This is a genomic window from Pseudomonas sp. CROZ-RG-20F-R04-15 (genome assembly GCF_022662375.1).
Lineage (GTDB): Bacteria > Pseudomonadota > Gammaproteobacteria > Pseudomonadales > Pseudomonadaceae > Aquipseudomonas.
The window spans coordinates 164,103-188,434 of the sequence record NZ_JAKNQL010000009.1 but is presented as its reverse complement, the minus strand read 5'-3'; the positions used below and the strand labels follow the sequence as shown (position 1 = coordinate 188,434).

The 24,332-nt window shown below is 61.2% G+C and carries 21 protein-coding genes; 6 read left to right on the top strand and 15 right to left on the bottom strand.

Annotated elements, in window-relative coordinates; genetic code table 11:
* The first annotated feature begins 51 nt into the window (after nt 1-51).
* Complete coding sequence (locus L8H52_RS15700; RefSeq protein WP_242207763.1) at nt 52-1,425, top strand: DUF2868 domain-containing protein; 1,374 nt, start codon at nt 52-54, stop codon at nt 1,423-1,425.
* Entirely contained in the window at nt 1,418-2,803 is a 1,386-nt protein-coding gene (locus L8H52_RS15695) for a GTPase/DUF3482 domain-containing protein (protein WP_242207762.1), read from the top strand. The genes L8H52_RS15700 and L8H52_RS15695 overlap by 8 nt, the downstream gene beginning before the upstream one ends.
* A 272-nt stretch (nt 2,804-3,075) precedes the next feature.
* On the opposite strand, the gene L8H52_RS15690 is transcribed toward L8H52_RS15695, so the two are convergent.
* The 7 genes from L8H52_RS15690 to L8H52_RS15660 form a co-directional block, all read right to left on the bottom strand.
* Nucleotides 3,076-3,636 carry a phosphonate degradation HD-domain oxygenase gene (locus L8H52_RS15690; protein WP_242207761.1) on the bottom strand — a complete coding sequence of 187 codons (561 nt, stop codon included), beginning with the start codon at nt 3,634-3,636 and terminating at the stop codon, nt 3,076-3,078.
* Entirely contained in the window at nt 3,636-4,769 is a 1,134-nt protein-coding gene (locus L8H52_RS15685) for a TIGR03364 family FAD-dependent oxidoreductase (RefSeq protein ID WP_242207760.1), read from the bottom strand. The genes L8H52_RS15690 and L8H52_RS15685 overlap by 1 nt, the downstream gene beginning before the upstream one ends.
* 145 nt (nt 4,770-4,914) lie before the next feature.
* Nucleotides 4,915-5,940, bottom strand: a complete 1,026-nt coding sequence (locus L8H52_RS15680; RefSeq protein WP_242207759.1) for a putative 2-aminoethylphosphonate ABC transporter substrate-binding protein — start codon at nt 5,938-5,940, stop codon at nt 4,915-4,917.
* Nucleotides 5,941-5,976: 36 nt separating this feature from the next.
* Nucleotides 5,977-7,701 carry a putative 2-aminoethylphosphonate ABC transporter permease subunit gene (locus L8H52_RS15675; RefSeq protein ID WP_242207758.1) on the bottom strand — a complete coding sequence of 575 codons (1,725 nt, stop codon included), beginning with the start codon at nt 7,699-7,701 and terminating at the stop codon, nt 5,977-5,979.
* Nucleotides 7,701-8,777, bottom strand: a complete 1,077-nt coding sequence (locus L8H52_RS15670) for a putative 2-aminoethylphosphonate ABC transporter ATP-binding protein (protein ID WP_095112817.1) — start codon at nt 8,775-8,777, stop codon at nt 7,701-7,703. The genes L8H52_RS15675 and L8H52_RS15670 overlap by 1 nt, the downstream gene beginning before the upstream one ends.
* Nucleotides 8,778-8,998: 221 nt before the next feature.
* Nucleotides 8,999-9,862: a LysR family transcriptional regulator gene (locus tag L8H52_RS15665; protein ID WP_242207757.1), complete on the bottom strand. Its 864-nt coding sequence runs from the start codon at nt 9,860-9,862 to the stop codon at nt 8,999-9,001.
* Between the two features lie 13 nt (nt 9,863-9,875).
* Nucleotides 9,876-12,131 carry a heavy metal translocating P-type ATPase gene (locus tag L8H52_RS15660; protein WP_242207756.1) on the bottom strand — a complete coding sequence of 752 codons (2,256 nt, stop codon included), beginning with the start codon at nt 12,129-12,131 and terminating at the stop codon, nt 9,876-9,878.
* A gap of 84 nt (nt 12,132-12,215) precedes the next feature.
* Between L8H52_RS15660 and cadR the strand changes: the two genes are divergently transcribed.
* On the top strand, nt 12,216-12,665 hold the full coding sequence (gene cadR, locus L8H52_RS15655; RefSeq protein WP_034153703.1) for a Cd(II)/Pb(II)-responsive transcriptional regulator: 450 nt from the start codon (nt 12,216-12,218) through the stop codon (nt 12,663-12,665).
* A 125-nt stretch (nt 12,666-12,790) separates the two neighbouring features.
* On the opposite strand, the gene L8H52_RS15650 is transcribed toward cadR, so the two are convergent.
* The 3 genes from L8H52_RS15650 to L8H52_RS15640 all read right to left on the bottom strand — a co-directional run bounded on the left by L8H52_RS15650 (nt 12,791) and on the right by L8H52_RS15640 (nt 15,488).
* Nucleotides 12,791-13,762, bottom strand: coding sequence for a thymidylate synthase (locus L8H52_RS15650; protein WP_007913001.1), 972 nt, complete (start codon nt 13,760-13,762; stop codon nt 12,791-12,793).
* Between the two features lie 50 nt (nt 13,763-13,812).
* A complete protein-coding gene (gene lgt / locus L8H52_RS15645) occupies nt 13,813-14,628 on the bottom strand; it encodes a prolipoprotein diacylglyceryl transferase (RefSeq protein ID WP_201236402.1) in 816 nt (271 codons plus the stop codon).
* 77 nt (nt 14,629-14,705) lie between these two features.
* A complete protein-coding gene (locus L8H52_RS15640) occupies nt 14,706-15,488 on the bottom strand; it encodes a sulfite exporter TauE/SafE family protein (RefSeq protein WP_122604460.1) in 783 nt (260 codons plus the stop codon).
* A gap of 132 nt (nt 15,489-15,620) precedes the next feature.
* Here L8H52_RS15640 and L8H52_RS15635 point away from each other — a divergent pair, with 132 nt between their 5' ends.
* Nucleotides 15,621-16,367: an NRDE family protein gene (locus L8H52_RS15635; protein ID WP_242207755.1), complete on the top strand. Its 747-nt coding sequence runs from the start codon at nt 15,621-15,623 to the stop codon at nt 16,365-16,367.
* 314 nt (nt 16,368-16,681) lie between these two features.
* On the opposite strand, the gene ptsP is transcribed toward L8H52_RS15635, so the two are convergent.
* A complete protein-coding gene (gene ptsP / locus L8H52_RS15630; protein WP_242207754.1) occupies nt 16,682-18,961 on the bottom strand; it encodes a phosphoenolpyruvate--protein phosphotransferase in 2,280 nt (759 codons plus the stop codon).
* 22 nt (nt 18,962-18,983) lie between these two features.
* Complete coding sequence (locus tag L8H52_RS15625) at nt 18,984-19,463, bottom strand: RNA pyrophosphohydrolase (protein WP_003229203.1); 480 nt, start codon at nt 19,461-19,463, stop codon at nt 18,984-18,986.
* A gap of 143 nt (nt 19,464-19,606) precedes the next feature.
* On the opposite strand from L8H52_RS15625, the gene L8H52_RS15620 reads away from it, so the two are divergent.
* Entirely contained in the window at nt 19,607-20,263 is a 657-nt protein-coding gene (locus L8H52_RS15620; protein WP_242207753.1) for an HAD family hydrolase, read from the top strand.
* Nucleotides 20,264-20,368: 105 nt separating this feature from the next.
* On the opposite strand, the gene L8H52_RS15615 is transcribed toward L8H52_RS15620, so the two are convergent.
* Complete coding sequence (locus tag L8H52_RS15615; RefSeq protein ID WP_242207752.1) at nt 20,369-20,782, bottom strand: DUF2269 family protein; 414 nt, start codon at nt 20,780-20,782, stop codon at nt 20,369-20,371.
* A 40-nt stretch (nt 20,783-20,822) separates the two neighbouring features.
* Complete coding sequence (gene ilvA, locus L8H52_RS15610) at nt 20,823-22,337, bottom strand: threonine ammonia-lyase, biosynthetic (RefSeq protein WP_116028438.1); 1,515 nt, start codon at nt 22,335-22,337, stop codon at nt 20,823-20,825.
* A 147-nt stretch (nt 22,338-22,484) separates the two neighbouring features.
* Between ilvA and rpiA the strand changes: the two genes are divergently transcribed.
* Nucleotides 22,485-23,159 (top strand): ribose-5-phosphate isomerase RpiA, encoded by a 675-nt coding sequence (rpiA, locus tag L8H52_RS15605; RefSeq protein WP_007913886.1) that lies wholly within the window; start codon nt 22,485-22,487, stop codon nt 23,157-23,159.
* 146 nt (nt 23,160-23,305) lie between these two features.
* Here rpiA and L8H52_RS15600 read toward each other — a convergent pair whose 3' ends face one another.
* Nucleotides 23,306-24,223, bottom strand: coding sequence for an SdiA-regulated domain-containing protein (locus tag L8H52_RS15600; protein ID WP_242207751.1), 918 nt, complete (start codon nt 24,221-24,223; stop codon nt 23,306-23,308).
* Between the last annotated feature and the right edge of the window lie 109 nt (nt 24,224-24,332).

Below are 24,332 nucleotides of genomic sequence, written 5' to 3'. Positions count from 1 at the left end.
TAAGCGCCACAGCGGTTATGCTCAGCGCTCATTTAAGCGACGGGATGCCGCGTGACTGAACTGACTCCACTGCAAAACCTCTGGCTGACCGAGACCGTGCGCCTGCGCGAAGAACACGCAGGCCCGCTGGAAGATCTGGAAGCCAATCGTCTGGCGCGCACAGCCGGCGGCGATCTGCCGAGCCGTATTCAGCGACGGGCGCTATGGCTGGCCGAGCGTGACGGACTGACATCTGCGCTCAGACACTGGCTGCAAGGCGCACGTCTGGCGCTGGTGTTGCTGATGATCTTCGCAGTATTGAGCGGCGCCGGCCTGGCCTTCGCCGCGCTGGGACAAACGCCGGTCAATGTGTTCTGGGCCCTGGGCAGCCTGCTCGGGTTGAACCTGATTCTGTTGATGAGCTGGTTGCTGGGATCGATCTTTGCCGGCGAACACGGCGCCACGCTCGGACGACTATGGCTGTGGCTCAGCGAAAAAATGGCCCGCGATGCCAAAGCCGCGCAACTGGCACCGGCCCTGCTGCTGATGCTGCAACGCAAGAGACTCAACCGCTGGGCGCTCGGTACGCTGGTCAACGGTTTGTGGTTACTGGCGATGCTCAGCGCATTGATTCTGCTGCTGACGTTGATGGCGACCCGGCGCTACGGTTTCGTCTGGGAAACCACGATTCTCAGCGCCGACACCTTTATCCATGTCACCCACGCGCTCGGCTATCTGCCGTCGCTGCTCGGTTTCAACGTACCGACCGTGGAAATGATCCGGGCCAGCGGCGACGGCGCGCTCGACATCGAAAGCGCGCGTCAGGCCTGGGCGACCTGGCTGGTTGGCGTGTTGGTGGTGTACGGCGTGCTGCCGCGTCTGCTGCTGACGCTATTGTGCTTCTGGCGCTGGAACAGCGGCAAAGCCGCGCTGCGTCTGGACTTGAACCTGCCCGGCTACGCGCAACTGCGCGAACGCCTGATGCCGACCAGCGAACGCCTCGGCGTCAACGATCCGGAGCCTGCGCAACTGCACCGTGTCGAAAGCAGCGTCGGCGAACTCGCCAGCGAAGGTGCATTACTGGTCGCCATCGAACTCGACGAACAACGTCCATGGCCGCCAGCGCTGCCGAAAAACGTAAGCAATGCCGGCATTCTCGACAGTCGCGAATCGCGCCATAAACTCCTCGAACAACTGAGCCGCTTTCCGCCGGCACGCTTGGCGATTGCCTGCGACCCGCGGCGTTCACCGGATCGCGGCAGCCTCGCCTTGATCGCCGAACTGGCGCGCAACGCCGGAGAAACCCGCGTCTGGCTGCTGCAAGCGCCACCCGGTGAAGCACTGGATGCCGAACGCCTCGGCGACTGGCACATCGCGCTGCAACAGCTGGAGTTGCCCTTCGCCGATTGCGCGCCGTTGAACTGGCTGGAGACTGGCCATGACTGATGCCTGGAAAGCGCCGCTGAAACTCGCCGTGGTCGGCCACACCAACGTCGGCAAGACTTCGCTGTTGCGCACGCTGACCCGCGATGTCGGCTTCGGCGAAGTCTCCCATCGCCCGAGCACCACGCGGCATGTCGAGGGTGCGCGGTTGTCGGTGGACGGCGAGCCGTTGCTCGATCTCTACGACACGCCGGGGCTGGAAGACGCCATCGCCCTGCTCGACTTTCTCGAACGTCTGGAACGCCCCGGCGAACGCCTCGATGGCCCGGCGCGACTGGCGCGGTTTCTCGACGGCAGCGAGGCACGCCAGCGCTTTGAGCAAGAAGCCAAAGTGCTGCGGCAATTGCTCGCTTCCGATGCCGGTTTGTATGTGATTGATGCCCGCGAACCGGTGCTGGCCAAGTACCGCGATGAACTGGAAGTGCTCGCCAGTTGCGGCAAACCGCTGCTGCCGGTGCTGAATTTTGTCAGCAGCGCCAACCATCGCGAGCCGGATTGGCGCGAGGCGCTGGCACGGCTAGGGCTGCATGCACTGGTGCGTTTCGACAGTGTGGCGCCGCCAGAAGATGGCGAGCGGCGACTGTATGAAAGTCTGGCGCTGCTGCTGGAAAACGCTCGTCCGCAACTGGAACGCTTGATTGCTGATCAACAGGCTCAACGCCTCGCGCGCCAGCAAAGTGCGGCGCGGTTGATTGCTGAATTACTGATCGACTGCGCCGCGTGCCGGCGCAGTGTGGTCAGCGAGGCGGAGCAGGAACAGCAAGCCATCAGCGAACTGCGCAAGGCTGTGCGTCAGCGCGAGCAGAAGTGTGTGGAGGCGCTGCTCAAGCTGTATGCGTTTCGTCCGCAGGATGCGGCGGCGAGTGATTTGCCGTTGCTGGACGGGCGTTGGGGCGATGACCTGTTCAACCCGGAAACCTTGAAACAACTCGGTGTGCGCGTGGGTGGCGGTATTGCTGCGGGTGCGGCGGCGGGGGCTGGGGTGGATTTGCTGGTTGGCGGGATTACCCTTGGCGCGGCGGCGTTGGCAGGGGCGATTGCTGGCGGTGCGCTGCAAACGGCGCGCAGTTATGGCAGCCGGTTGCTGGGCAAGATCAAAGGGCAGCGCGAGCTGACCGTGGATGATGGGGTGTTGCGGTTGTTGGCGTTGCGCCAGCGGCAGTTGGTGTTGGCGCTGGATCAGCGTGGGCATGCGGCGATGGATGCCGTGCAAGTGGCGACACCGCAAGACAAGACCTGGCGCGAGGGCAAGTTGCCGGAAGCGTTGAACAAGGCGCGGGCGCATCCGCAGTGGTCGTCGTTGAATCCGCAGGCGAAGTTGAATCAGGCGGAAAGGCAGGAGCAGGTTGAGGCGTTGGTGGGGAAGGTGCTGGAGCTGTAGACGCCGACCCTCACCCCAGCCCTCTCCCGGAGGGAGAGGGAGCCGACCGTGTTGTTCTTCCGTCATACGTCGACCTGAGATATCCAGTCGAACTCAGGTTTGAAAGGCATGAAAATCGGCCCCCTCTCTTCCTCAAAGAAAAAGGGAGAGAGGGCTGACCGTGGTGTTCTTGGGTCTTACATCGACCTGAGATATCCAGTCGAACTCAGGTTTGAAAAGCATGAAGATCGGCCCCCTCTCCCTCTGGGAGAGGGCTGGGGTGAGGGTCGCAATCATCTGGCCGACAACAAAACCTCAGCCTTGCGCTTCAAAACCGCCAAATCAATAACCGGCACTGCCATCTCCTTGGCCAACTCATCCCACTGCCTCATCCGCAGGCTGACGGCACACAACGGATCCCGCTCAAACTCATCCGCCTCAGCCTCGCTCATCACCCCACCCTGATACCCCAGCGTCCGCCGACTCGCCTCACTCAGCCGTTCAAAATACCCCGGCTCACGCAACGTCAGATACCGCTTGGCCTGCACGTGAAACTCCACCAGCCGCGCCATACGCTCACTGAAACCGGCCTCACGCAAATAATCCGCACCCAGGCGTTCATGGCTGACCACGCCATACCCGCCCATGTTCTCCGCGCCCTCGGCACACAGATGGCCGATGTCATGGAAGAACGCCGCGAGCACCACTTCATCATCAAAACCTTCGGCGATCGCGAGTTCAGCGGCCTGGGACATGTGCTCGATCTGCGACACCGGTTCGCCGATGTAATCGCTGGTGCCAAAGCGTTCGTACAGCGCGAATACCTTGGCGACGGTTTGCTCGTGACCTGTCATCAAATTTCCTCCAGCAACTGCGCAACGTTGCGTTCAGCCAGCGCCGGGCCGACGCTCATGCCGACGCCGGTGTGCATCAGCGCCACACTCAGCCCGGGTGCCGGGCGCAGGAACGAAAACGGCCCCGGCCCCCGGGAACCATAGACGCCCTGCCAGCGCTCGACCACTTGCACCTTGCAGCCCAGCGTCTGCTCGGCCAACTCGATCATCCAGTCATCCACCTGCTCGGCGTTGAACGGTGAAGGGTCGCTGCCGTAATGGTGCGAGTCACCGATGATCAGTTCGCCGTACGGCGTCGGGCTGATCAGCAGGTGAATACCGTTGTCGTGCAGGTGCGGTTGCTCATGGAGGATATGCGCCTGCACCGCCGCCGCTTCCGCCAGATCGGCGAAGGCGCCGTAGTGCACGCAGCTCAGGCCGGTGAGCAAGGCGTGTTGCAGATTCAGATCGATCTGCGGTTTGGCCCGGAGCATCTGCAGGCGGCAGATTTGCGGGTCGAGCGCGGCAATCGGTTCGGCCAGCAGGGTCTGATAGTCGTGGCCGGAGCAGACGATGATCTGCTTTGCGGTAAACGTCCCGGCGGTGCTGTGCAGGCGCCCGGGTTCGACGTCGCGCACCATTGTCGAGAAGTGAAATTCGACACCGAGGTCGCGGCGCAGGTAATCGATCAATGCAGGGATCGCTTCGCGCGAATACAGCTGTTGATCGTCGATGCCGTGAAGGGCGGCGCGGTGATGGCTGAACTGGCCTTTGTACAAGTCGCGCAGTGCCGCGCCGCGCAGCAATTGAATGTTGTAACCGTGTTCCACGGCGCGACCGTTGCAGAAGGCTTCGAGCAGATGTTCTTCGGCTTCGGTGCGGGCGAACAGATAGGAACCGTTGCGCTTGATTTGCAAACCGGCGAGCTGCGCCCAATCACCCCAGATCTCGCGGCTGGCCTTGGCCAGTTCGAGCATGGTGCCCGGTGGCTGGCCGGTGACCAGGGCTTGGCCGAAGTTGCGCACCGAGGCGCCCAGCGGCGTGGCGGTGCGTTCGAAAACGGCGACCTTGAGGCCGCGTTTGGCGGCGGCGTAGGCGTGGGACAGGCCGAGAATGCCGGCGCCGACGATGAGCAGGTCTTTGTGTTGTGTCATTTAGAAATGTCCTGCATGAGAGACCACTTTCGCGAGCAGGCTCGCTCCCACAGGGATTTTTAGTGCCCACAGCATTTGCGTTCACTGAAGATCCAATGTGGGAGCGAGTCTGCTCGCGAAGGGGCCCTGTCAGTCGATAAAGATCTTACTTGGCAACCACTTTCTCGGACTTGCCGTCATAACGCTTGCGCCACTCGGTGAGAATCTCGTCACGATTCTTCGAGGCCCAGGCGAAGTCGTTCTTGATCAAACGCTGCTCGTAATCCGCTGGCAATTCAGTCTGCGGCTTGGCAATCCCCGGCTGTGCAAGAACAGCGAAGTTCTCCTTGTACAGATCCATCGCCTCAGCACTTGCCGAGAAGTCAGCCAGTTTCTTCGCCGCCTCTTCATGCGGCGTACCTTTGATCACCGCAGTCGCTTCGATCTCCCAGCCCAGACCTTCCTTCGGCAGGATGATGTCCAGTGGCGCGCCCTGACGCTTCAACTGTACCGCCGGGTATTCAAAGGAAATGCCGATCGGGAATTCCCCCGCCGCCGCCAGTTTGCAAGGCTTGGAACCGGAGTGAACGTACTGGCCGATGTTCTGGTGCAGCCCGTCCATGTAGGCCCAGCCCTGCTTCTCGCCGAAGGTTTGCAGCCAGGCGCTGACGTCGAGGAAACCGGTGCCGGACGACGCCGGGTTGGGCATGACGATCTTGCCCTTGTACTCAGGCTTGGTCAGGTCCTGCCAGCTCACCGGTTTAGTCAGGCCCTGCTTCTCGGCTTCGACAGTGTTGAAGCAAATCGTTGCGGCCCAGACGTCCATACCGACCCAGGCTGGCGGGTTGGCAGCGTCACGGTAGTTCGCGCCGATCTTGCCGAGGTCCTTCGGCGCGTAGCTTTGCAGCATGCCTTGCTGATCGAGGATCGCCAGGCTCGACGCCGCCAGGCCCCACACCGCGTCAGCCTGCGGACGGGCCTTTTCGGCGAGCAGTTTGGCGGTGATGATCCCGGTGGAATCACGTACCCATTTGATCTCGACGTCCGGGTTGGCCTTTTCGAACGCGGCTTTGTAGGCGGTCAGTTGCTCGGCTTCGAGGGCGGTGTACACCGTCAACTCGGTTTTTGACGCGAAGGCATTCAGGCTGAAAGTAGCGAGCACCGCAGCGGCCAGGGCCATAGGCTTGAACATGATCGTTTTCCTGTAGTGAGTTGAACGGAGGTGGAATCAGTGACCAGGCGCGGTTTGCCGCCAGGCTTGAGAACGGCGCAGCAAGCCGCGCGAAGCCCACGCCAGCAGCAAGGACACGCCCGCCGAGGTGAACAGAATCAGGGTCGACATCGCCGCCGCGCCGCCGACGTTGCCAGCGTCATCCATGTTCAACACCGCGACTGCTGCGAGGATGGTGTCGGGGCTGTAGAGGAAGATCGCCGCCGACACCGTGGTCATCGCCGAGACGAACAGGTAGCGCACGATATCGAGCAGCGCCGGTAGGCAGATCGGCACGGTGACGCGCAGGTAGTGCCGATACAGCGGCGCCTTCAGCGACAACGCGGCGGCTTCGAACTCGGCGTCGAGTTGGCGCAGCGCGGTGGTCGCGGTCATTTGTGCGGTGGTCAGGTAGTGCGCGATGGTGCAGACGATCAGCAGGGTCATCGTCCCGTACAGCACATGCAACGGGTTACCCGTGAGGTTGAAGAAGAAGACGTAGCCGAGACCGAGCACCAGCCCCGGCACCGCCATCGGTACAAAACTGAGCATGCGCAACGCCAGGTTGAGGCCACGTTGGCTGCGGGTTTTCTCCATCAGGTAAGCGCCGGTGAAGATCAACACACTGCCGATCAGCGCCGTGCCCAAGGCCATCTTCAGACTGTTGCTGTAGGCCAGCCAGCCACCGCCGGCGGTTTCGTTGAACTGGTAGTGGTTGAGCGACAGCGACAGGTTGTACGGCCAGAATTTCACCAGCGACGAGAACACCGCCATGCCGAACACCAGAATCAACGCCGCGCTGATCAACAGGACGATCGCCAGATAGCAGCCATCGCGCAGCTTCGACGGCGCCGGTTTGAACACCTGCGCCCGACCGCTCATGGAGTCACCGTGACGGCGGCGCAGCCAAGCATCGACACCGAAGCTGAAAAGCGCCGGCAACAAGAGCACCATGCCGATCAACGCGCCGCGACCGAATTGCTGTTGGCCGACCACGGCTTTGTAGGCTTCCAGCGCCAGCACTTGATAGTCGCCACCGACCACCACCGGCACCCCGAAATCGGTGATGGTCAGGGTGAACACCAGACAAAATGCGGCGAACACTGCTTGGCGTGTCGCCGGCCAGGTGATGCTGCGGAAAGCCTTGGCCGGACTGGCGCCCATGCTCGACGCGGCATCGAACAATCGTGCATCGGCCAGCGACAGCGCCGAGAGCAAAATCATCAGCGCATGCGGGAAGGTGTAAATCACCTCGCCCAGCACAATCCCCCAGAACCCGTAGATGTTGTCCGAGAGCAAGCCGCGCAACATGCCCTGGTTGCCGAACAGATAGACCAGCGCAATGCCCGGCAGCATCGACGGTGCCATCAGCGGCAACAACGAAATGCCTCGCCAGATACCTTTCGCCGGAATCAGCGTGCGTTGCAGCGCGTAGGCAAACAGATAGGCCAGCGGTACGACGATGGCCGCGACGCTGAGGGAAACTTTCAGACTGTTGCCGAGCAGCCAGTGGAAATTCTCGCTGGTGACCATCTCCTTCGCCGCGACCCAGCCACCGCCCTGCCCGGCCTCACTGCTGAAACCGCGCCAGAAGATCGCCAGCAACGGCAGCAACACCGCGACGCCGAGCAACAGCAGCAAGACAACTTTGCCGCCGACGACAAAGAGGCGGTCGCCGATCTCGGCTTTCGAAGTCTGCCGCACCTGCTTGTGCGGTAGCGGCAGCGCGAGGTTGCTGTTCATCAGGCAAACACCTGCAGGCTGCGCGGCGGCAAGGCGACCATGATCTGCTGAGCGCCGAGGCGCGGCATGGCTTCCGGGGCGAGTTCGGCGAGCAGTGCGTGGCCCGGCAGTTGATCGAGTTCGAAACTCATGCGGCAGCGATTGCCGAGGAAGGTGATCTCGCGGACTTTGGCCGGAAACAGGTTTTCTTCGTGCACTGGTGGATTGACGTTGATCGCTTCCGGGCGGCAGAACAACCGACCCGAGGCGCGCTGGATGCTGCCGTCGCTGAGGCGCAGGTTCATTCCGCCGACCTGCGCGTGAGTGTCGCTGCTGCGCTGGAAGGGCAGCCAATTGCCTTGGCCGACGAACTCGGCCACGAACGGTGTGGCCGGGCGGTTGTAGATTTCCTGCGGGGTGGCGTACTGCTCGACGCGGCCGTTGTTCATCACCGCGATGCGGTCGGCCATCAGCATGGCTTCGTCCTGATTGTGCGTGACCATCAGTGTGGTGATGCCGAGGTTGCGTTGCAGTTGGCGCAGTTCGGTGCACAGGTGCTCGCGGACGCGGGCGTCGAGGGCCGACATCGGTTCGTCGAGCAATAACAGAGATGGTGCCGGCGCTAGAGCGCGGGCCAGCGCGACACGTTGCTGTTGGCCGCCGGATAATTGGCCGGGATACTTTTTCTCGCTGCCGGTGAGGCCGACCAGTTCGAGCATCTGCCCGACGCGACGGCGCACTTCATCACGACCGCTGCCGGCGAGGCCGTAGGCAATGTTCGCTTCGACGGTCAGATTGGGGAACAGCGCGTAGGACTGGAACAGAATCCCGTAGTCGCGGGCTTGCGGGGCGAGGTGCGAGACGTCGCGCTCGCCGAGGTACAACTCGCCGCTGTCCTGTTTCTCCAGACCGGCGATGCAACGCAGCAACGTGGTCTTGCCGCAACCCGACGGGCCAAGCAGGCACACCAGTTCACCGGCAGCGACGTCGAGGGAGACGTTATCCAGCGCAGTGAACGCGCCGAAGCGTTTCTGCACGCCGCGCACTTTCATCGGCGCACCGGGGTTGGTCAGGGCAGTTGCGATGGCAGGATTCATGGACAGACCTCATCAAGCAGATGAGGCCAATCCTAGAGTTGTAATGCGTCCGTCATGTGGCAACGAGGCAAAAACGAGCGATAGTGGTATTCGGGGATTTTGGTTCACCAGAGATCGTTCCCACGCTCTGCGTGGGAATGCCTCATCGGACGCTCCGCGTTCGGCTCTTGGGACGCAGAGCGTCCAGGGCTGCATTCCCACGCGGAGCGTGGGAACGATCATTACGCAGGGGACATTTCCTGGGCCAAGCCGAGGAACGCCGCCGGCAACCGCGCGCCCTTCCTTTCTTTCAGGCAATACAAATACTCGGGAATCTGCGGCGCATTCTCGATCGTCAACACCCGCAACTGCGGATCATGCGGCACTTCCTGCCGCGCAATAATGCTGATACCGATATTGCGCAACACCGCCTCCCGAATCGACTCACGGCTGCCGATCTCCAGCAGCGGCCCGAAACTCACCCCGGCAGTCGCCAGCAACTCTTCAGTCAGCCGCCGCGTGGTCGAGCCCGACTCACGCATCAACAACGTATGCCCGGCCAACGCGCTCAACGCCACATGCTCCTGCGCCGCCAGCGGATGATTGCGATGCACCGCCAACACCAGCGGATCCGTCCCGAGCACCCGGCGAATCAACCGCGCGTCATCGAGCAATTGCGACGACGCAGCGATGTCCACCCGGTAATCCTCCAGCGCTTCGAGCACCTGCTGCGAGTTGCCGATTTCCACCGACACTTCCACCTGCGGCAAGCGCTCGCGGAAGGTCTTCACCAGATCGAGAATGTAATACGGCGCCGTCGCCGCGATGCGTAACGTGCCTTGCACCTGACCGCTGTTGCGCAGGAAAAACTCGATGTCGGCCTCTTGCTGCAACAGCATCTTGACCATCGGCAGCAACCGCGCGCCTTCATCACTGACGCTCAGACGCCGGCCGCCACGGTAGAACAACTCCACCGAATACTGGCTTTCCAGATGGCGGATCTGCGTGGTCACGGTGGGTTGGCTGAGGCCGAGTTTTTTCGCCGCCAGCGTGATGCTGCCCAGGCGGGCGACCATGTAAAACGCTTTCAGCTCGGCACTCAGCACAACCTTTCCTCATCTATTTGCGCAGCAGGCGCAAGCCGTTGAACACCACCAACAGGCTCACGCCCATGTCGGCGAACACCGCCATCCACATGGTGGCGAGCCCGGCGAAGGTTACCGCAAGAAAGATAGCCTTGATCACCAAAGCCAGCGCGATGTTCTGTTTCAGAATGCTCGCGGTGTCGCGCGACAGGCTGATGAAGGCCGGAATCTTGCGCAGATCGTCGTCCATCAGGGCGACATCGGCGGTTTCGATCGCTGTATCGGTGCCGGCGGCGGCCATGGCGAAACCGATCTCGGCGCGGGCCAGTGCCGGCGCATCGTTGATGCCGTCGCCGACCATGCCGACCCGCCGACCCTGTGCATAAAGGTCTTCGATAGCTTGCAGTTTGTCGGTCGGCAGCAAGTCACCACGGGCCTCGTCGATGCCAACCTGGGCGGCAATCGCCTGCGCGGTGTGGACGTTGTCGCCGGTGAGCATCAGGGTTTTCACCCCGAGTTTGTGCAATTGGCGGATCGCTTCGCGGCTGGTTTCCTTGACGGTGTCGGCCACCGCGAACAGCGCCAGCGGGCCGGAACTGTCGAGCAGCAGCACCACGGATTTGCCCTGTTTCTCCAGCGCGAAGAGTTTTTCTTCCAGTGCTGGCGAGCACAGGCCGAGTTCTTCGACCAGACGATGGTTACCCAAGTGGTAGGTCTGGCCGTTGATGTCGCCTTTGACGCCACGCCCGCCCAGTGCTTCGAAGTTATCCACAATCAGCGCGGCGAAGTTTTTATCCACAGCGGCGTTGGCGATGGCCAGCGACACCGGGTGATCGGAGCGACCGGCCAATGCCGCCGCGATGGCCGGTGCGGTGGCATCGGCGGTTGGGTCGAGGGACAGGTAATCGGTCTGCACCGGTTTGCCGTGGGTGATCGTGCCGGTTTTATCCAGCGCCAGATAATCCAGTTTAAAACCGCCCTCCAGGTACACCCCGCCCTTGACCAGAATGCCTTTGCGCGCCGCTGCCGCGAGGCCGCTGACGATGGTCACCGGGGTGGAAATCACCAGTGCACATGGGCACGCGACCACCAGCAACACCAGCGCGCGGTAGATCCAGTCGAACCACACGGCGCCCATGAACAGCGGCGGAATGATCGCCACGGCCAAGGCAAACACGAACACCACCGGCGTGTAGATTTTCGAGAATTGATCGACGAAGCGCTGGGTCGGCGCGCGCGCGCCTTGGGCCTGTTCGACGGCGTGGATGATCCGCGCCAGGGTCGAGTTGTTCGCCGCTGCGGTCACCGTGTATTCCAGCGACCCGGCCTGGTTGATGGTGCCGGCGAAGACTTTGTCGCCGATGGTTTTTTCCACCGGCAGGCTTTCGCCGGTGATCGGCGCCTGATCGATGGTTGAACTGCCACTGACAACTTCGCCGTCCAGCGCAATGCGCTCGCCGGGTTTCACTCGTACGCGGGCACCGAGTTCGACGCTTTTCACATCCTGTTCGATCCACGAACCGTCAGCCTGCAACACCGTGGCTTGCTCCGGCGTCATCTGCATCAAACCGCTGATCGCATTTCGCGCACGGTCCAGCGAACGTGCTTCGATCAGCTCGGCGACGGTGAACAGGAACATCACCATCGCCGCTTCCGGCCATTGGCCAATGAGGATTGCACCGGTTACAGCGATGCTCATCAGCGCGTTGATGTTGAGGTTGCGGTTCTTCAGGGCGATCCAGCCCTTTTTATAGGTGGTCAGGCCACCGCTGAGGATCGACACCAGCGCGATGATCGCCACCACCCAAGTGGGCGCGGCGTTGGTGAAGTGGATGACTTCGGCAGCGAGTGCGCTGACACCGGACAGCGCCAACGGCCACCAGTGTTTTTTCACTGGCACCGGGGCCGGAGAGTCGACGCCCGCCTCCAAGGGTTCGGCGTGCATGCCGAGGGATTTGATCGCTTCGGTGATCGGCTCGGTGCCCGGCAGGTTATGGGTCACGCCGAGTACGCGGTTGATCAGGTTGAATTCCAGTTGCTGCACACCGGCGAGTTTGCCGAGCTTGTTCTGGATCAGCGTCTGCTCGGTCGGACAGTCCATTGCCTCGATGCGGAAGCTGCTCAGCCGCGCATCGGCGCTGGTTTTCTCGCTCAACTGCACCAGCGCAGGCGCGGCGGCTGTCGACGAGCAGCAGGAATCGCCGCCGTGTGAATGTTTATGCACCGGCTGCAATTTATGACTGTGATCGTGGCCGTCGCCGGGCTTGTGGGTGTGCTGGGAATCGCTCATTGGTCGCGTCCATGAAGGTGCCTGTTGCCAAGTAAAGACCCTGTAGCCACTATAGGGTCAAGCACCCTTTTGGAGATTGTCGTCATGAAGATCGGAGAACTGGCCAAACTCACCGACTGCGCCGTGGAAACCATCCGCTACTACGAGCGCGAAAACCTCTTGCCAGAGCCGGCCCGCAGCGACGGCAACTACCGCGTCTACACCCAGGCCCACGCCGAACGCCTGACGTTCATCCGCAACTGCCGCACCCTCGACATGACCCTCGAAGAAATCCGCAGCCTGCTGACCCTGCGCGACAGTCCGCAGGATCAGTGCGAGAGCGTGAATGCGTTGATCGACGAACATATCCAGCATGTGAAGGCGCGGATTGATGGGTTGTTGGCGTTGCAGACACAACTGCTCGACCTGCGCCAACGTTGTGGCGAAGGGCCGATGGCCGATCAGTGCGGGATTTTGCAGCGGCTGGAAGTGAGTGGCGGAGTCGTCGCCACCGAAGTCGAACACTCCCACGTAGGCCGCAGCCACGGCCATTAAGACTCACGCAAAACCAAATGTGGGAGCGAGCCTGCTCGCGAAAGCGGTGTATCAGTCGACATCTCTATGACTGACACGCCCTCTTCGCGAGCAGGCTCGCTCCCACAGGGGTTTTATGCAACGGCTTAGACCGCCATCGGCGCGGTCATTGGCGCGTGGTGCTCGTAGCCTTCCAGCGAGAAATCGCTCGGCTCGACCAGTTCCAGCCATTCCGGCTGGTACACGCCAGTCTTGGCAAACTCCGGCACACGATCCGAGATCTTCAGCTTAGGCATGGCGAACGGCTCGCGTTTGAGCTGTTCGTTGAGCATGTCCAGGTGGTTCTCGTAGACGTGCGCATCACCGATGAAATAGGTGAACCAGCGCGGCGTGTAGCCGGTCAGGCGACCGATCAGGCTCAGCAGCGCGGCGCCTTCGGTGAGGTTGAACGGCGTGCCCAGACCCAGATCGTTGGAACGGATGTAGAGGGTCAGAGAAATCTCTTTGGTCTCGACATTCGGGTGGAACTGGTACAGCAAGTGGCACGGCGGCAGGGCCATTTCATCCAGCTGGGCGACGTTCCAGCCGTGGAACAGAATACGGCGGCTGCCCGGATCGTTGATGATCGTGTCGACGCACTGACGCACTTGGTCGATGGCTTTGTACAACACCACGTAAGCCTGGCCGTCTTCTTCGCCCTGAGCGATCTGCTTGTAGCCGTTGGCCAGGGTTTGTTCGATGGCGGCGGTGTTGCTCAGCGGGATCTGCTTGTACGCCGGCCATTTGCGCCATTGCACGCCGTAGATTTCGCCGAGGTCGTCGTCGCCCTGACGGAACGGGTTGGCCAGCCACTGCGCGTTTTCGTTGGCGTTCTGGTCCCAGACCTTGCAGCCCAGCGCCCGGAATTCAGCGGCGTTGTTCACGCCACGGAGAAACCCGCACATCTCGCCGATGGCCGATTTGAAGGCCATTTTGCGCGTGGTGATCGCAGGAAAACCTTCCTGGAGATCGAAACGCAGCATCGCACCCGGAAAACTGATGGTGTTGATGCCGGTGCGATTGGCCTGCTTAGTGCCGTTCTGAATGACGTGCGAGACCAGTTCGAGATATTGCTTCATGAGTTACCTGTGTCCTTTGAGCCCCGGCGTCGCGCGCCGGGGTTCGTAGTTTAAGCCGTCGGCGCGAGCGGTGCTGCCGGTGCGCGACGATAGGCCAGCCAGATCAGGAACAGCCCGCCGATGATCATCGGCACACAGAGCACCTGCCCCATGGTCAGCCAGTTCCAGGCCAAGTAGCCGAGCTGCGCATCCGGCACGCGAACGAATTCGACGATGAACCGGAAGATGCCGTAGAACAGCGCAAACATGCCCGACACGGCCATCGTCGGGCGCGGTTTGCGCGAGAAAATCCACAGGATCAGGAACAGCGCCACGCCTTCCAGCGCGAACTGATACAGCTGCGACGGGTGACGCGGCAGTTGCGCCGGATCGCTGAACGGCGGGAACACCATCGCCCACGGCACGTCGGTGGCTTTGCCCCACAACTCGGCGTTGATGAAGTTACCGATGCGCCCGGCGCCCAGGCCGATCGGCACCATCGGCGCGACGAAGTCCATCAGCTGGAAAAACGACTTGCCGTTGCGCTTGCCGAACCACAACGCGGCCAACATCACACCGATAAAGCCGCCGTGGAACGACATGCCGCCCTTCCACACTTCGAAAATCAGCGTCGGGTTGGCCAGATAAGCGCTCAGATCGTAGAACAGCACGTAACCCAGACGTCCGCCGACGATCACGCCCATCGACATCCAGAAGACCATGTCGGAGAGTTTCTCCTTGGTCCAGGTCGGGTCGAAACGGTTGAGCCGGCGCGACGCCAGCAGCCACGCACCGCCGATGCCGATCAGGTACATCAGACCGTACCAGTGGATTTTCAGCGGACCGATGGCCAGGGCCACCGGGTCGATCTGCGGGTAAGGCAGCATTGCGACTCCTCGTTAGAGTTGAAACCAGAATTCCCGGGCGACGCTGCCACCTCAGGATTAAGCCAGGATTGCGACGGTTAAAGCAGGAAGCTCACACCCACGCTGAACAGCAAAGCGGCGAACAGCCGTTTCAGCAAGCGCGGCGACAACCGATGCGCCAAACGCGCGCCGATGCGGGCGAAAACCATGCTGGTCAGGGCGATGCCCAACAACGCCGGCAAATACACAAAACCGAGACTATGCGGTGGCAACAACGGATCGTGCCACCCCAGAATCATGAAACTTAATGCACTGACCAGCGCGATTGGCAGCCCGCAGGCCGAAGAAGTCGCCACCGCTTGCTGCATCGGCACACTGCGCCAGGTCAGAAACGGCACGGTCAGCGAGCCGCCACCGACGCCAAAAATCGCCGAGGCCCAGCCGATCACACTGCCGGCCACAGTCAGACCGAGCTTACCCGGCACCGTTCGGCTGGCCTTGGGTTTGATATCCAGCGCCAGTTGCACCGAGATGATCAAGGCGAACACGCCGATGATCTTTTGCAGGTGCGGGCCGGAGATCGCTTCTGCAGTCAGGGCACCGAAACCCGCGCCGAGCAGAATGCCGACGGCCATCCACATGAAGATCGGCCAGCGCACCGCGCCGCGTCGATGATGCTCACGTACGGCGTTGACCGAGGTGAAGATGATCGTCGCCAGCGATGTCCCGACCGCCAGGTGGGTGAGGATCGACTGATCAAAGCCTTGCAGGGTGAAACTGAACACCAGCACCGGCACGATAATGATCCCGCCGCCAACGCCAAACAGCCCGGCCAGCACGCCCGCACAGGCGCCCAGCGCCAGATAGAGCAGAAATTCCATGGCCGTCTCCCCAGACCGCATCCGCAAAACCGGAGCGGCATGGTAACGGATGCACCCCCTCAGGCGGAACTGGCGATGGATGCACGGACGCCGGATGCGTACAGTGGACAAAAATCACACAAGGACCACCTTATGTGCCTGATTGTTTTCGCCTGGCGCCCGGGTCATGCCCAGCCGCTGATCGTCGCGGCCAACCGTGACGAGTTTTACGCCCGGCCGAGCCTGCCCTTGGCGCAATGGCCGGAGGCGCCACATGTGCACGCGGGGCGTGATCTTGAGGCCGGCGGCACCTGGCTGGGGATCGGCGCCAACGGGCGCTTTGCCGCGCTGACCAATATTCGCGATCCGCAGCAGCCGCCGGCACGCAAGTCGCGGGGCGAGTTGGTGGCGCGGTTTCTCACGGGCGATGCGTCGATTGATGATTATTTGAGCGATGTGGTCGGGCGTTCGGCGGAATATGCCGGGTTTAATCTGCTGCTCGGCAACAGTCATGAGCTGTGGCATTTCAATGCGCGGCTGTCGGAGCCGGTGATGCTGGAATCAGGCGTCTATGGGTTGTCGAATGCCGGACTGGATACGCCGTGGCCGAAGTTGCTCAAGGCCAAGGCTGCGTTGAGTGCAGTGCTGGATAATCCGCAGCCTGCGCGGTTGTTGGGGTTGTTGAGTGATGCGCAGGTTGCGCCGTCGGCTGAGCTGCCGGATACGGGGGTGGGGTTGGCGACTGAGACTTTGTTGTCGAGTGTGTTTATTGCCAGTCAGAGTTATGGGACGCGGGCGAGTACGGCGTTGGTTGTGCAGGCGGATGGGGCGCGGCAGATGGTTGAGCGGAGTTTTGGGCCGTATGGCGGGCATTTGGGCGAGGTGGAGATAACAGCTTAAGAGCAAACCCTCACCCCAGCCCTCTCCCAGAGGGAGAGGGGGCCGACCGAGGTGTCTTGGGCCATACATCGACCTGAAAGACCGAATCGACTATGGATTCAGCACGCACCTTCAAGTCCGTGCGAATCGATTATGGACTCGGCAAATCACCTTCAAATCGGTGTGAATCGATTATGGATTCAGCAAAGCACCTTCAAATCGGCGTGAGTCGATTATGGATTCAGCAAAGCACTTTCAGGTCGGCGTAACTCGGCAGCATCCCCCAATCAGTCCCCTCTCCCTCCGGGAGAGGGCTAGGGTGAGGGGCTTTTGATTCAGAGGGCCTTGACAACCGCCGGCGGATTCATCTTCGACAACCCAAGGTTCTTCAGCGCCAATTGCAACGAGCTGTGGATAACTTGCGGGTTATCAATGGTCATCAACTCGGCCAACAATTCCTTGGCCTTGCTCAGATTGACCTGACGCAACATCCACTTCACCTTCGGCAAGTTGGTGGCGTTCATCGACAGGCTGTCAAAACCCATCGCCATCAACAGCACTGCTGCTGCCGGATCACCGGCCATCTCGCCGCAGATACTTACCGGTTTGCCTTCCGCGTGAGCGTCGCGCACCACGGTTTGCAGCGCTTGCAGCACCGCCGGGTGCAGGTAGTCGTAGAGATCAGCCACACGCGGGTTGTTGCGGTCGACGGCCAGCAAATACTGGGTCAAGTCGTTGGAACCGACCGACAGGAAGTCGACCATCCGCGCCAGCTCCTTGGTCTGATACACCGCTGCCGGAATCTCGATCATTACGCCAATCGGCGGCATCGGCACGTCGGTGCCTTCGTCGCGCACTTCGCCCCAGGCCCGGTGAATCAGGTGCAGGGCTTCTTCGAGTTCGTGGGTGCCGGAGATCATCGGCAGCAGAATCCGCAGATTGTTCAGGCCTTCGCTGGCCTTGAGCATCGCGCGGGTCTGCACCAGGAAGATTTCCGGGTGGTCGAGGGTGACGCGAATGCCGCGCCAGCCGAGGAACGGGTTGTCTTCCTTGATCGGGAAGTACGACAGCGACTTGTCACCACCGATGTCGAGGCTGCGCATGGTCACCGGTTGTGGGTGGAACGCGGCGAGCTGCTCGCGGTAGATCGCCAGTTGCTCCTTCTCGCTCGGGAAGCGCTGGTTGATCATGAACGGCACTTCGGTGCGGTACAGACCAACACCTTCGGCGCCACGCTTCTGCGCCCGCGCCACGTCGGCGAGCAGACCGGTGTTGACCCACAGCGGCATGCGGTGACCGTCGAGGGTCACGCACGGCAGGTCGCGCAGGGTGTCGAGGCCCAGCGCCAGTTGTTTCTCTTCTTCGACGACTTCGGCGAACTGTTTGCGCAGCACTTCGCTCGGGTTGGTGTAAACCTCGCCGCGGGTGCCGTCGACGATCATTTCGATGCCGTCAACCTTGGCGTACGGCAGGTCGACCAGACCCATCACCGTCGGAATACCCATCGCTCGGGCGAGGATCGCGACGTGCGAGTTACCCGAACCGAGTACCGAGACCAGACCGACCAGCGTGCCTTCCGGCACCTCGCCGAGCATCGCCGGCGTCAGTTCTTCGCTGACCAGAATGGTTTTTTCCGGGTAGACCAGGTTCTGCTGGCGCTCTTCCTGCAAATAGGCGAGCAGGCGGCGACCGAGGTCTTTGACGTCCGACGCACGCTCACGCAGGTAGGCGTCGTCCATCAGTTCGAAACGGTTGACGTGCTCGGTGACCACCTGACGCAGCGCGCCCTGGGCCCACTGGCCGGTCTTGATCACGGTGGTGATTTCGCTGCCCAGCGAGGCATCGTCGAGCATCATCAGGTAAACATCGAACAGCGCGCGCTCTTCCGGGCGCAGCTGCGTCGCCAGCTTGGCGGACAACGCGCGCATGTCGGCGCGCACGCCTTCGATGGCGGTCTTGAACAGCGCCAGTTCCGCGTTGATGTCAGTGATGTGTTTGTCCGGCACCACGTCGAGATCGGCCGGCGGCAGCATGACCACCGCCGTACCGACCGCCGCACCCGGCGAACCCGGCACGCCGACGAACTTGGCTTCCTGAATGCCTTTGCCCTGACGGCCCAGACCCCGGATCGACCCGGTGGCCTCGGCGTGGGCGATAACCCCGGCGAGCTGCGCGCTCATGGTCACGAGGAAGGCTTCTTCACCTTCGTCGAACTGGCGGCGTTCTTTTTGCTGGATGACCAACACGCCGACGACGCGGCGGTGGTGAATGATCGGTGCACCGAGGAACGAGGCGTAACGCTCTTCACCGGTTTCGGCGAAGTAGCGGTAACGCGGGTGATCCGCAGCGTTTTCGAGGTTCAGGGGTTCTTCACGCGTGCCGACCAGACCGACCAGACCTTCGTTGGGTGCCATGCTGACCTTGCCGATCGAGCGCTTGTTCAAGCCCTCGGTGGCCATCAGGACGAAGCGGTTGGTCTCGGGATCAAGCAGGTAGACCGAGCAGACCTGGCTGCCCATGGCCTCTTTGACGCGCAACACAATAATCCCCAACGCCGCCTTGAGATCCTTGGCGGAGTTAACTTCCTGGACGATCTTGCGCAGCGTATTGAGCATGGCTCGGGGTCGAACTCCGTCGTCAGTCGCGCGCTAAAAGGCGCGGGGCAAGCTCTTTGAGGGCGCGGCGATACACCTCGCGCTTGAATGTCACCACCTGGCCCAACGGATACCAATAGCTGACCCAGCGCCAGCCATCGAACTCCGGTTTACCGGTCAAATCCATCCGCACCCGCTGCTCGTTGGAGATCAGGCGCAGGAGAAACCATTTCTGTTTCTGGCCGATGCACAGCGGTTGGCTGTGCGTACGCACCAGACGTTGCGGCAAACGATAGCGCAACCAGCCCCGAGTACAGGCCAGTATTTCAACATCTTCACGTTCCAGGCCAACTTCTTCGTTCAGCTCGCGGTACAAGGCGTCTTCCGGCGTCTCTTCAGGGTTGATTCCCCCTTGCGGAAACTGCCAGGCATCTTGATTGATACGGCGAGCCCATAGCACCTGGCCGGCGTCATTCGTCAGAATGATCCCGACATTGGGGCGGAAACCATCGGGGTCGATCACGGCAACAACCTCGCAAACGCATGTCGCCGCATTGTTCCACAAAGGTTGATAAGGCGGCAACGAAGCTTCCTACCTTATGTGCACTCTTGTGAAAAGACCGTATTCTTGTCGCCTTTTTACAGACTTATCAGCGGGTAACTGCAATGCGCCTGGCACTCTTCGATTTGGACAACACCCTTCTGGGCGGCGACAGCGATCACGCCTGGGGCGACTATCTGTGTGAACGCGGCTTCCTCGACCCGATTGCGTACAAAGCGCGCAACGACGAGTTCTATCAGGATTACCTGGCCGGCAAACTGGATAACGCCGCGTACCTGAACTTCTGCCTGGAGATCCTCGGCCGCACCGAAATGGCCGTGCTCGATCAATGGCACAGCGATTACATGCGCGATTGCATCGAGCCGATCGTGCTGCCGCAAGCGCTGGAACTGCTGAAAAAGCACCGCGATGCCGGCGACAAACTGGTGATCATCACTGCGACCAACCGCTTCGTCACGGCGCCGATTGCTGTGCGTCTTGGCGTTGAGACGCTGATCGCGACCGAGTGTGAAATGCTCGATGGCCGTTATAGCGGGCGCAGCACTGATATTCCGTGCTTCCGTGAAGGCAAGGTGACGCGCCTGAATCGCTGGCTGGAAGAGACTGGTTACTCGCTGGACGACAGTTATTTCTATAGCGATTCGATGAATGATTTGCCGTTGCTGGAGCAGGTGGCGAATCCGGTGGCTGTTGATCCGGATCCGAATCTGCGGGCTGAAGCCGAGAAGCGTGGCTGGCCGGTGATTTCTCTGCGCGGCTGATTACGCCTTCGCGAGCAAGCTCGCTCCCACATTGGATCTGTGTCGTGCACAAATCCCCTGTGGGAGCGAGCTTGCTCGCGAATGGGGTCGACTCGGTCTCAAGCCTTAAACAGGCTTGGCACCCATCAAAGCCGCAATGGCGAGAAACCCAACGCCGCTGACAATCGCCAAGGCCAGATTGAATTTCCAGTTGCCAACCCCCGTTGTCCACAGCCGATTAAGCCGCACCAACAACCACACCGCACTCAACGTGGCCACGGCATAAATCACGCTGGACCCCAGAATCCACAACTGCCCCAGTGGCCAGCCGATCAGGTGTACCAACCACCAACCGGTGAAAGGCATGCTCAGCATACCGATCAGCATCAAACACCAGATAAACAGCCAGGGACGCTGCATCGTGCTGGCCGGCCCTTCGCTGCGATTACGCCAGGTCAGAGCGGCGAGCCCCAGCCCGCTCGCGAGTATGACCACGGTCGCCGCGACGTGAAGGACTTTCAGGGTGGTCAGGGTTTCCATGAATTTCTCTTCCTTGGGCCATGCCCATCAGCGTAGCCGCTCAGCCAAGAAACAGCTGATAGGCTGGGTTCTCGCTTTCATCCCAGTACGGGTATCCGATTTCTTCAAGCGCCGCCGGCACTAGATGACGCTCGTCGTGCGGCACTTGCAGGCCCGCGACCACACGGCCATCAGCGGCGCCGTGGTTGCGGTAGTGGAACATCGAGATGTTCCAGCGCCCGCCCAGCTTATTAAGGAAGTTGAACAGCGCGCCCGGACGCTCCGGGAATTCGAAGCGGAACACCACTTCATCAATCACGTGCGCCGCATGCCCGCCGACCATGTGGCGGATGTGCAGTTTGGCCAGTTCGTTGTCGGTCAGGTCGATGACCGGAAAACCCTGCTCGGTCAGGCTCGCCAGCAATGCGCTGCGCGGGTCGTTTTCCGGGTGGGTCTGCACGCCGACAAAGATGTGCGCTTCGCTGCCAGTGTTGTAGCGGTAGTTGAATTCGGTGATCTGGCGCTTGCCGACGGCCTCGCAGAACGCCTTGAAGCTACCGGCCTTCTCGGGGATGGTCACGGCGATGATTGCTTCGCGGCCTTCACCCAGCTCGGCGCGCTCGGCGACGTGGCGCAAGCGGTCAAAATTGACGTTGGCGCCGGAGTCGATGGCGACGAATGTCTGGCCACTGACGCCGCGCAACTCGACGTATTTCTTGATCCCGGCCACGCCCAATGCGCCGGCAGGTTCGGTGATCGAGCGGGTATCGTCGTAGATATCCTTGATTGCTGCACAGATCTCGTCAGTGCTGACGGTGATCACTTCATCGACATAGTCTTTGCAGATGTCGAAGGTGTGTTGACCGATCTGCGCCACCGCCACGCCGTCGGCAAAGATGCCCACGGTCGGCAACACCACGCGCTCGCCGGCGGCCATTGCCGCTTGCAGGCAGTTGGAGTCGTCCGGCTCGACGCCGATGACTTTGATGTCCGGACGCAGGTATTTGACGTACGCGGCGATACCCGCGATCAGACCGCCACCACCGACCGGAACGAAAATCGCGTCCAGCGGTTGCGGGTGCTGGCGCAGGATTTCCATGGCTACGGTGCCCTGCCCGGCAATGGTGTGCGGATCGTCATACGGGTGAATGTAGACATAGCCTTTTTCGTCGACCAGTTTCAGCGAGTAGGCCAACGCCTCCGGGAACGAATCACCGTGCAGCACCACTTTGCCGCCGCGCGAACGCACGCCTTCGACCTTGATCTCGGGGGTGGTCTTGGGCATGACGATGGTGGCTTTGACGCCCAGCACTTTCGCCGCCAGGGCCAGACCTTGCGCATGGTTGCCCGCCGACGCGGTGACCACGCCACGGGCGCGCTCTTCATCGCTCAGTTGCGTCAGTTTGTTGTAGGCGCCGCGAATCTTGAACGAGAACACTGGCTGCAAGTCTTCACGCTTGAGCCAAATGTCGTTGCCCAGCCGCTCGGAGAGCTGACGAGCGTTCTGCAGCGGGGTTTCTACGGCAACGTCATAAACGCGCGAGGTGAGGATCTTTTTGACGTACTGTTCGAGCATCGGAAAGCATCACTGAGCGGTTGAGCGGGACCGAGGAGTCTAACCCGGCTTTTGCCCGCACGACCACACGAATCCAGAGGTTTTAGCCGCGCTTGCGGCTATAATGCCGGCCTTTCCGTTCTCACCTTGCCCGCTTCCGGAGCCCGCATGACCCAGGATCAACTCAAACAGGCAGTGGCTCAGGCCGCCGTCGACTTCATCCTTCCGAAACTCGACGACAAGAGCATCGTCGGGGTCGGCACCGGCTCCACCGCCAACTGCTTCATCGATGCACTGGCCCAGCACAAGGGTGCGTTCGATGGCGCCGTCGCCAGTTCCGAAGCCACTGCCGCGCGCCTCAAGGGCCACGGGATTCCAGTGTATGAGCTGAACACCGTCAGCGACCTGGAGTTCTACGTTGATGGCGCCGATGAAAGCGACGCGCACCTGAACCTGATCAAGGGCGGCGGTGCTGCACTGACCCGCGAGAAGATCGTTGCGGCCGTGGCCAAGACCTTCATCTGCATCGCCGACGCCAGCAAACTGGTGCCGGTGCTGGGCGAGTTCCCGCTGCCAGTCGAAGTGATCCCGATGGCCCGCAGCCACGTTGCGCGTCAGTTGGTGAAACTGGGCGGCGACCCGGTGTACCGCGAAGGCGTGCTGACCGACAACGGCAACATCATCCTCGATGTGTTCAACCTGCAGATCACCAACCCGGTGGAACTGGAAGCGCAGATCAATGCGATTGTTGGCGTGGTCACCAACGGTTTGTTCGCGGCGCGTCCGGCGGATCTGCTGCTGCTGGGTACTAGCGAAGGTGTGAAAACCCTCAAGGCTGAATAATCCCAGACTGTCCACCCTTTATGGGCAGACGAATAAACCTGTGGGAGCGAGCTTGCTCGCGAATGCGCCAGTTCAGCCAACATCTTCATTGGCTGACACGACGCCTTCGCGAGCAGGCTCGCTCCCACATGGTTTTGGGGTGTTGGTCAGGGTTGTGCAGGCTTTTTGAAGACGTAGAACAGATTCGGCTCACTCACCAGATACAACGTCCCGTCATCATCCATCGCAATGCCTTCGGCCTGCGGCACGGTTTTCTTCAAACCCTGCCGGCCACCACTGATGGACATCGTGCTCAACGGCCGCCCGTCCACATCCAGCTCCAGAATCAATCGCGACTCATCCGACAGCGCCAATAAATGCCCGCTGCGCTCGTCGTATTGCAGGCTCGACAGATCGCGCACAAACATCCCGGCATCGCGCTTGGGATCGTTGATCACGTGCACCGCGTAGGACTTCTCCGGATTGAAATGCGGAAAACCGTGCACTTCGTAGATCAGCATCGGATTGCGCTCTTTCGCAACGAACAGGCGCTTGCCCACCGAGTCGTACGCCAGGCCTTCGAAGCCCTTGTTGCTGGCCATATGCACGCCGAGGGTCATCTGTTCGGCATCCGCTGCGTCGAGGAATGTGGTGTCTGCTTCCAGGTGAATCTTGATCAGCCGCTGCTGACGCTCGTCAGTGATCACGTAGGTGTCGGCGCTGATGTACTCGACCGCTTCCGGATCGCCAAAACCAATCAGGGCGATGCGCCGCAGGATCTTGCCTTCGAGCGACAGTTCCACCAGTTCGGAATTCTTGTTGGTCACGGTGAACAGGCTTTTGCGCACCGGATCGAAGGTCAGCGCTGAAACATCGTCGTCCAGCCCTTCGATGACCCGCGCCTCGATCTCCACGCGATACTGATCCAGCCCGATCGACTTGCTACTCTGCGGTTGCCACAGGGTGTGCAGGTTGAACCAGGCGCGCTCGAACAGACGCATGTATTGGCCAAGCGCGATCAATGCGATCAGGGCAATCACCGATAGGATGATCATCAGCGGTTTGGGACGGGCAAGTCGACGCATTCGGGCGGGCTCGGGATCAAAACAGGCGGATGAAATATCACGCCCGTCTGAACTGAAGCTTAATGGCCACTTGCCTGTCAGGACAATCAGACTTGTCTGAAATTGCCGC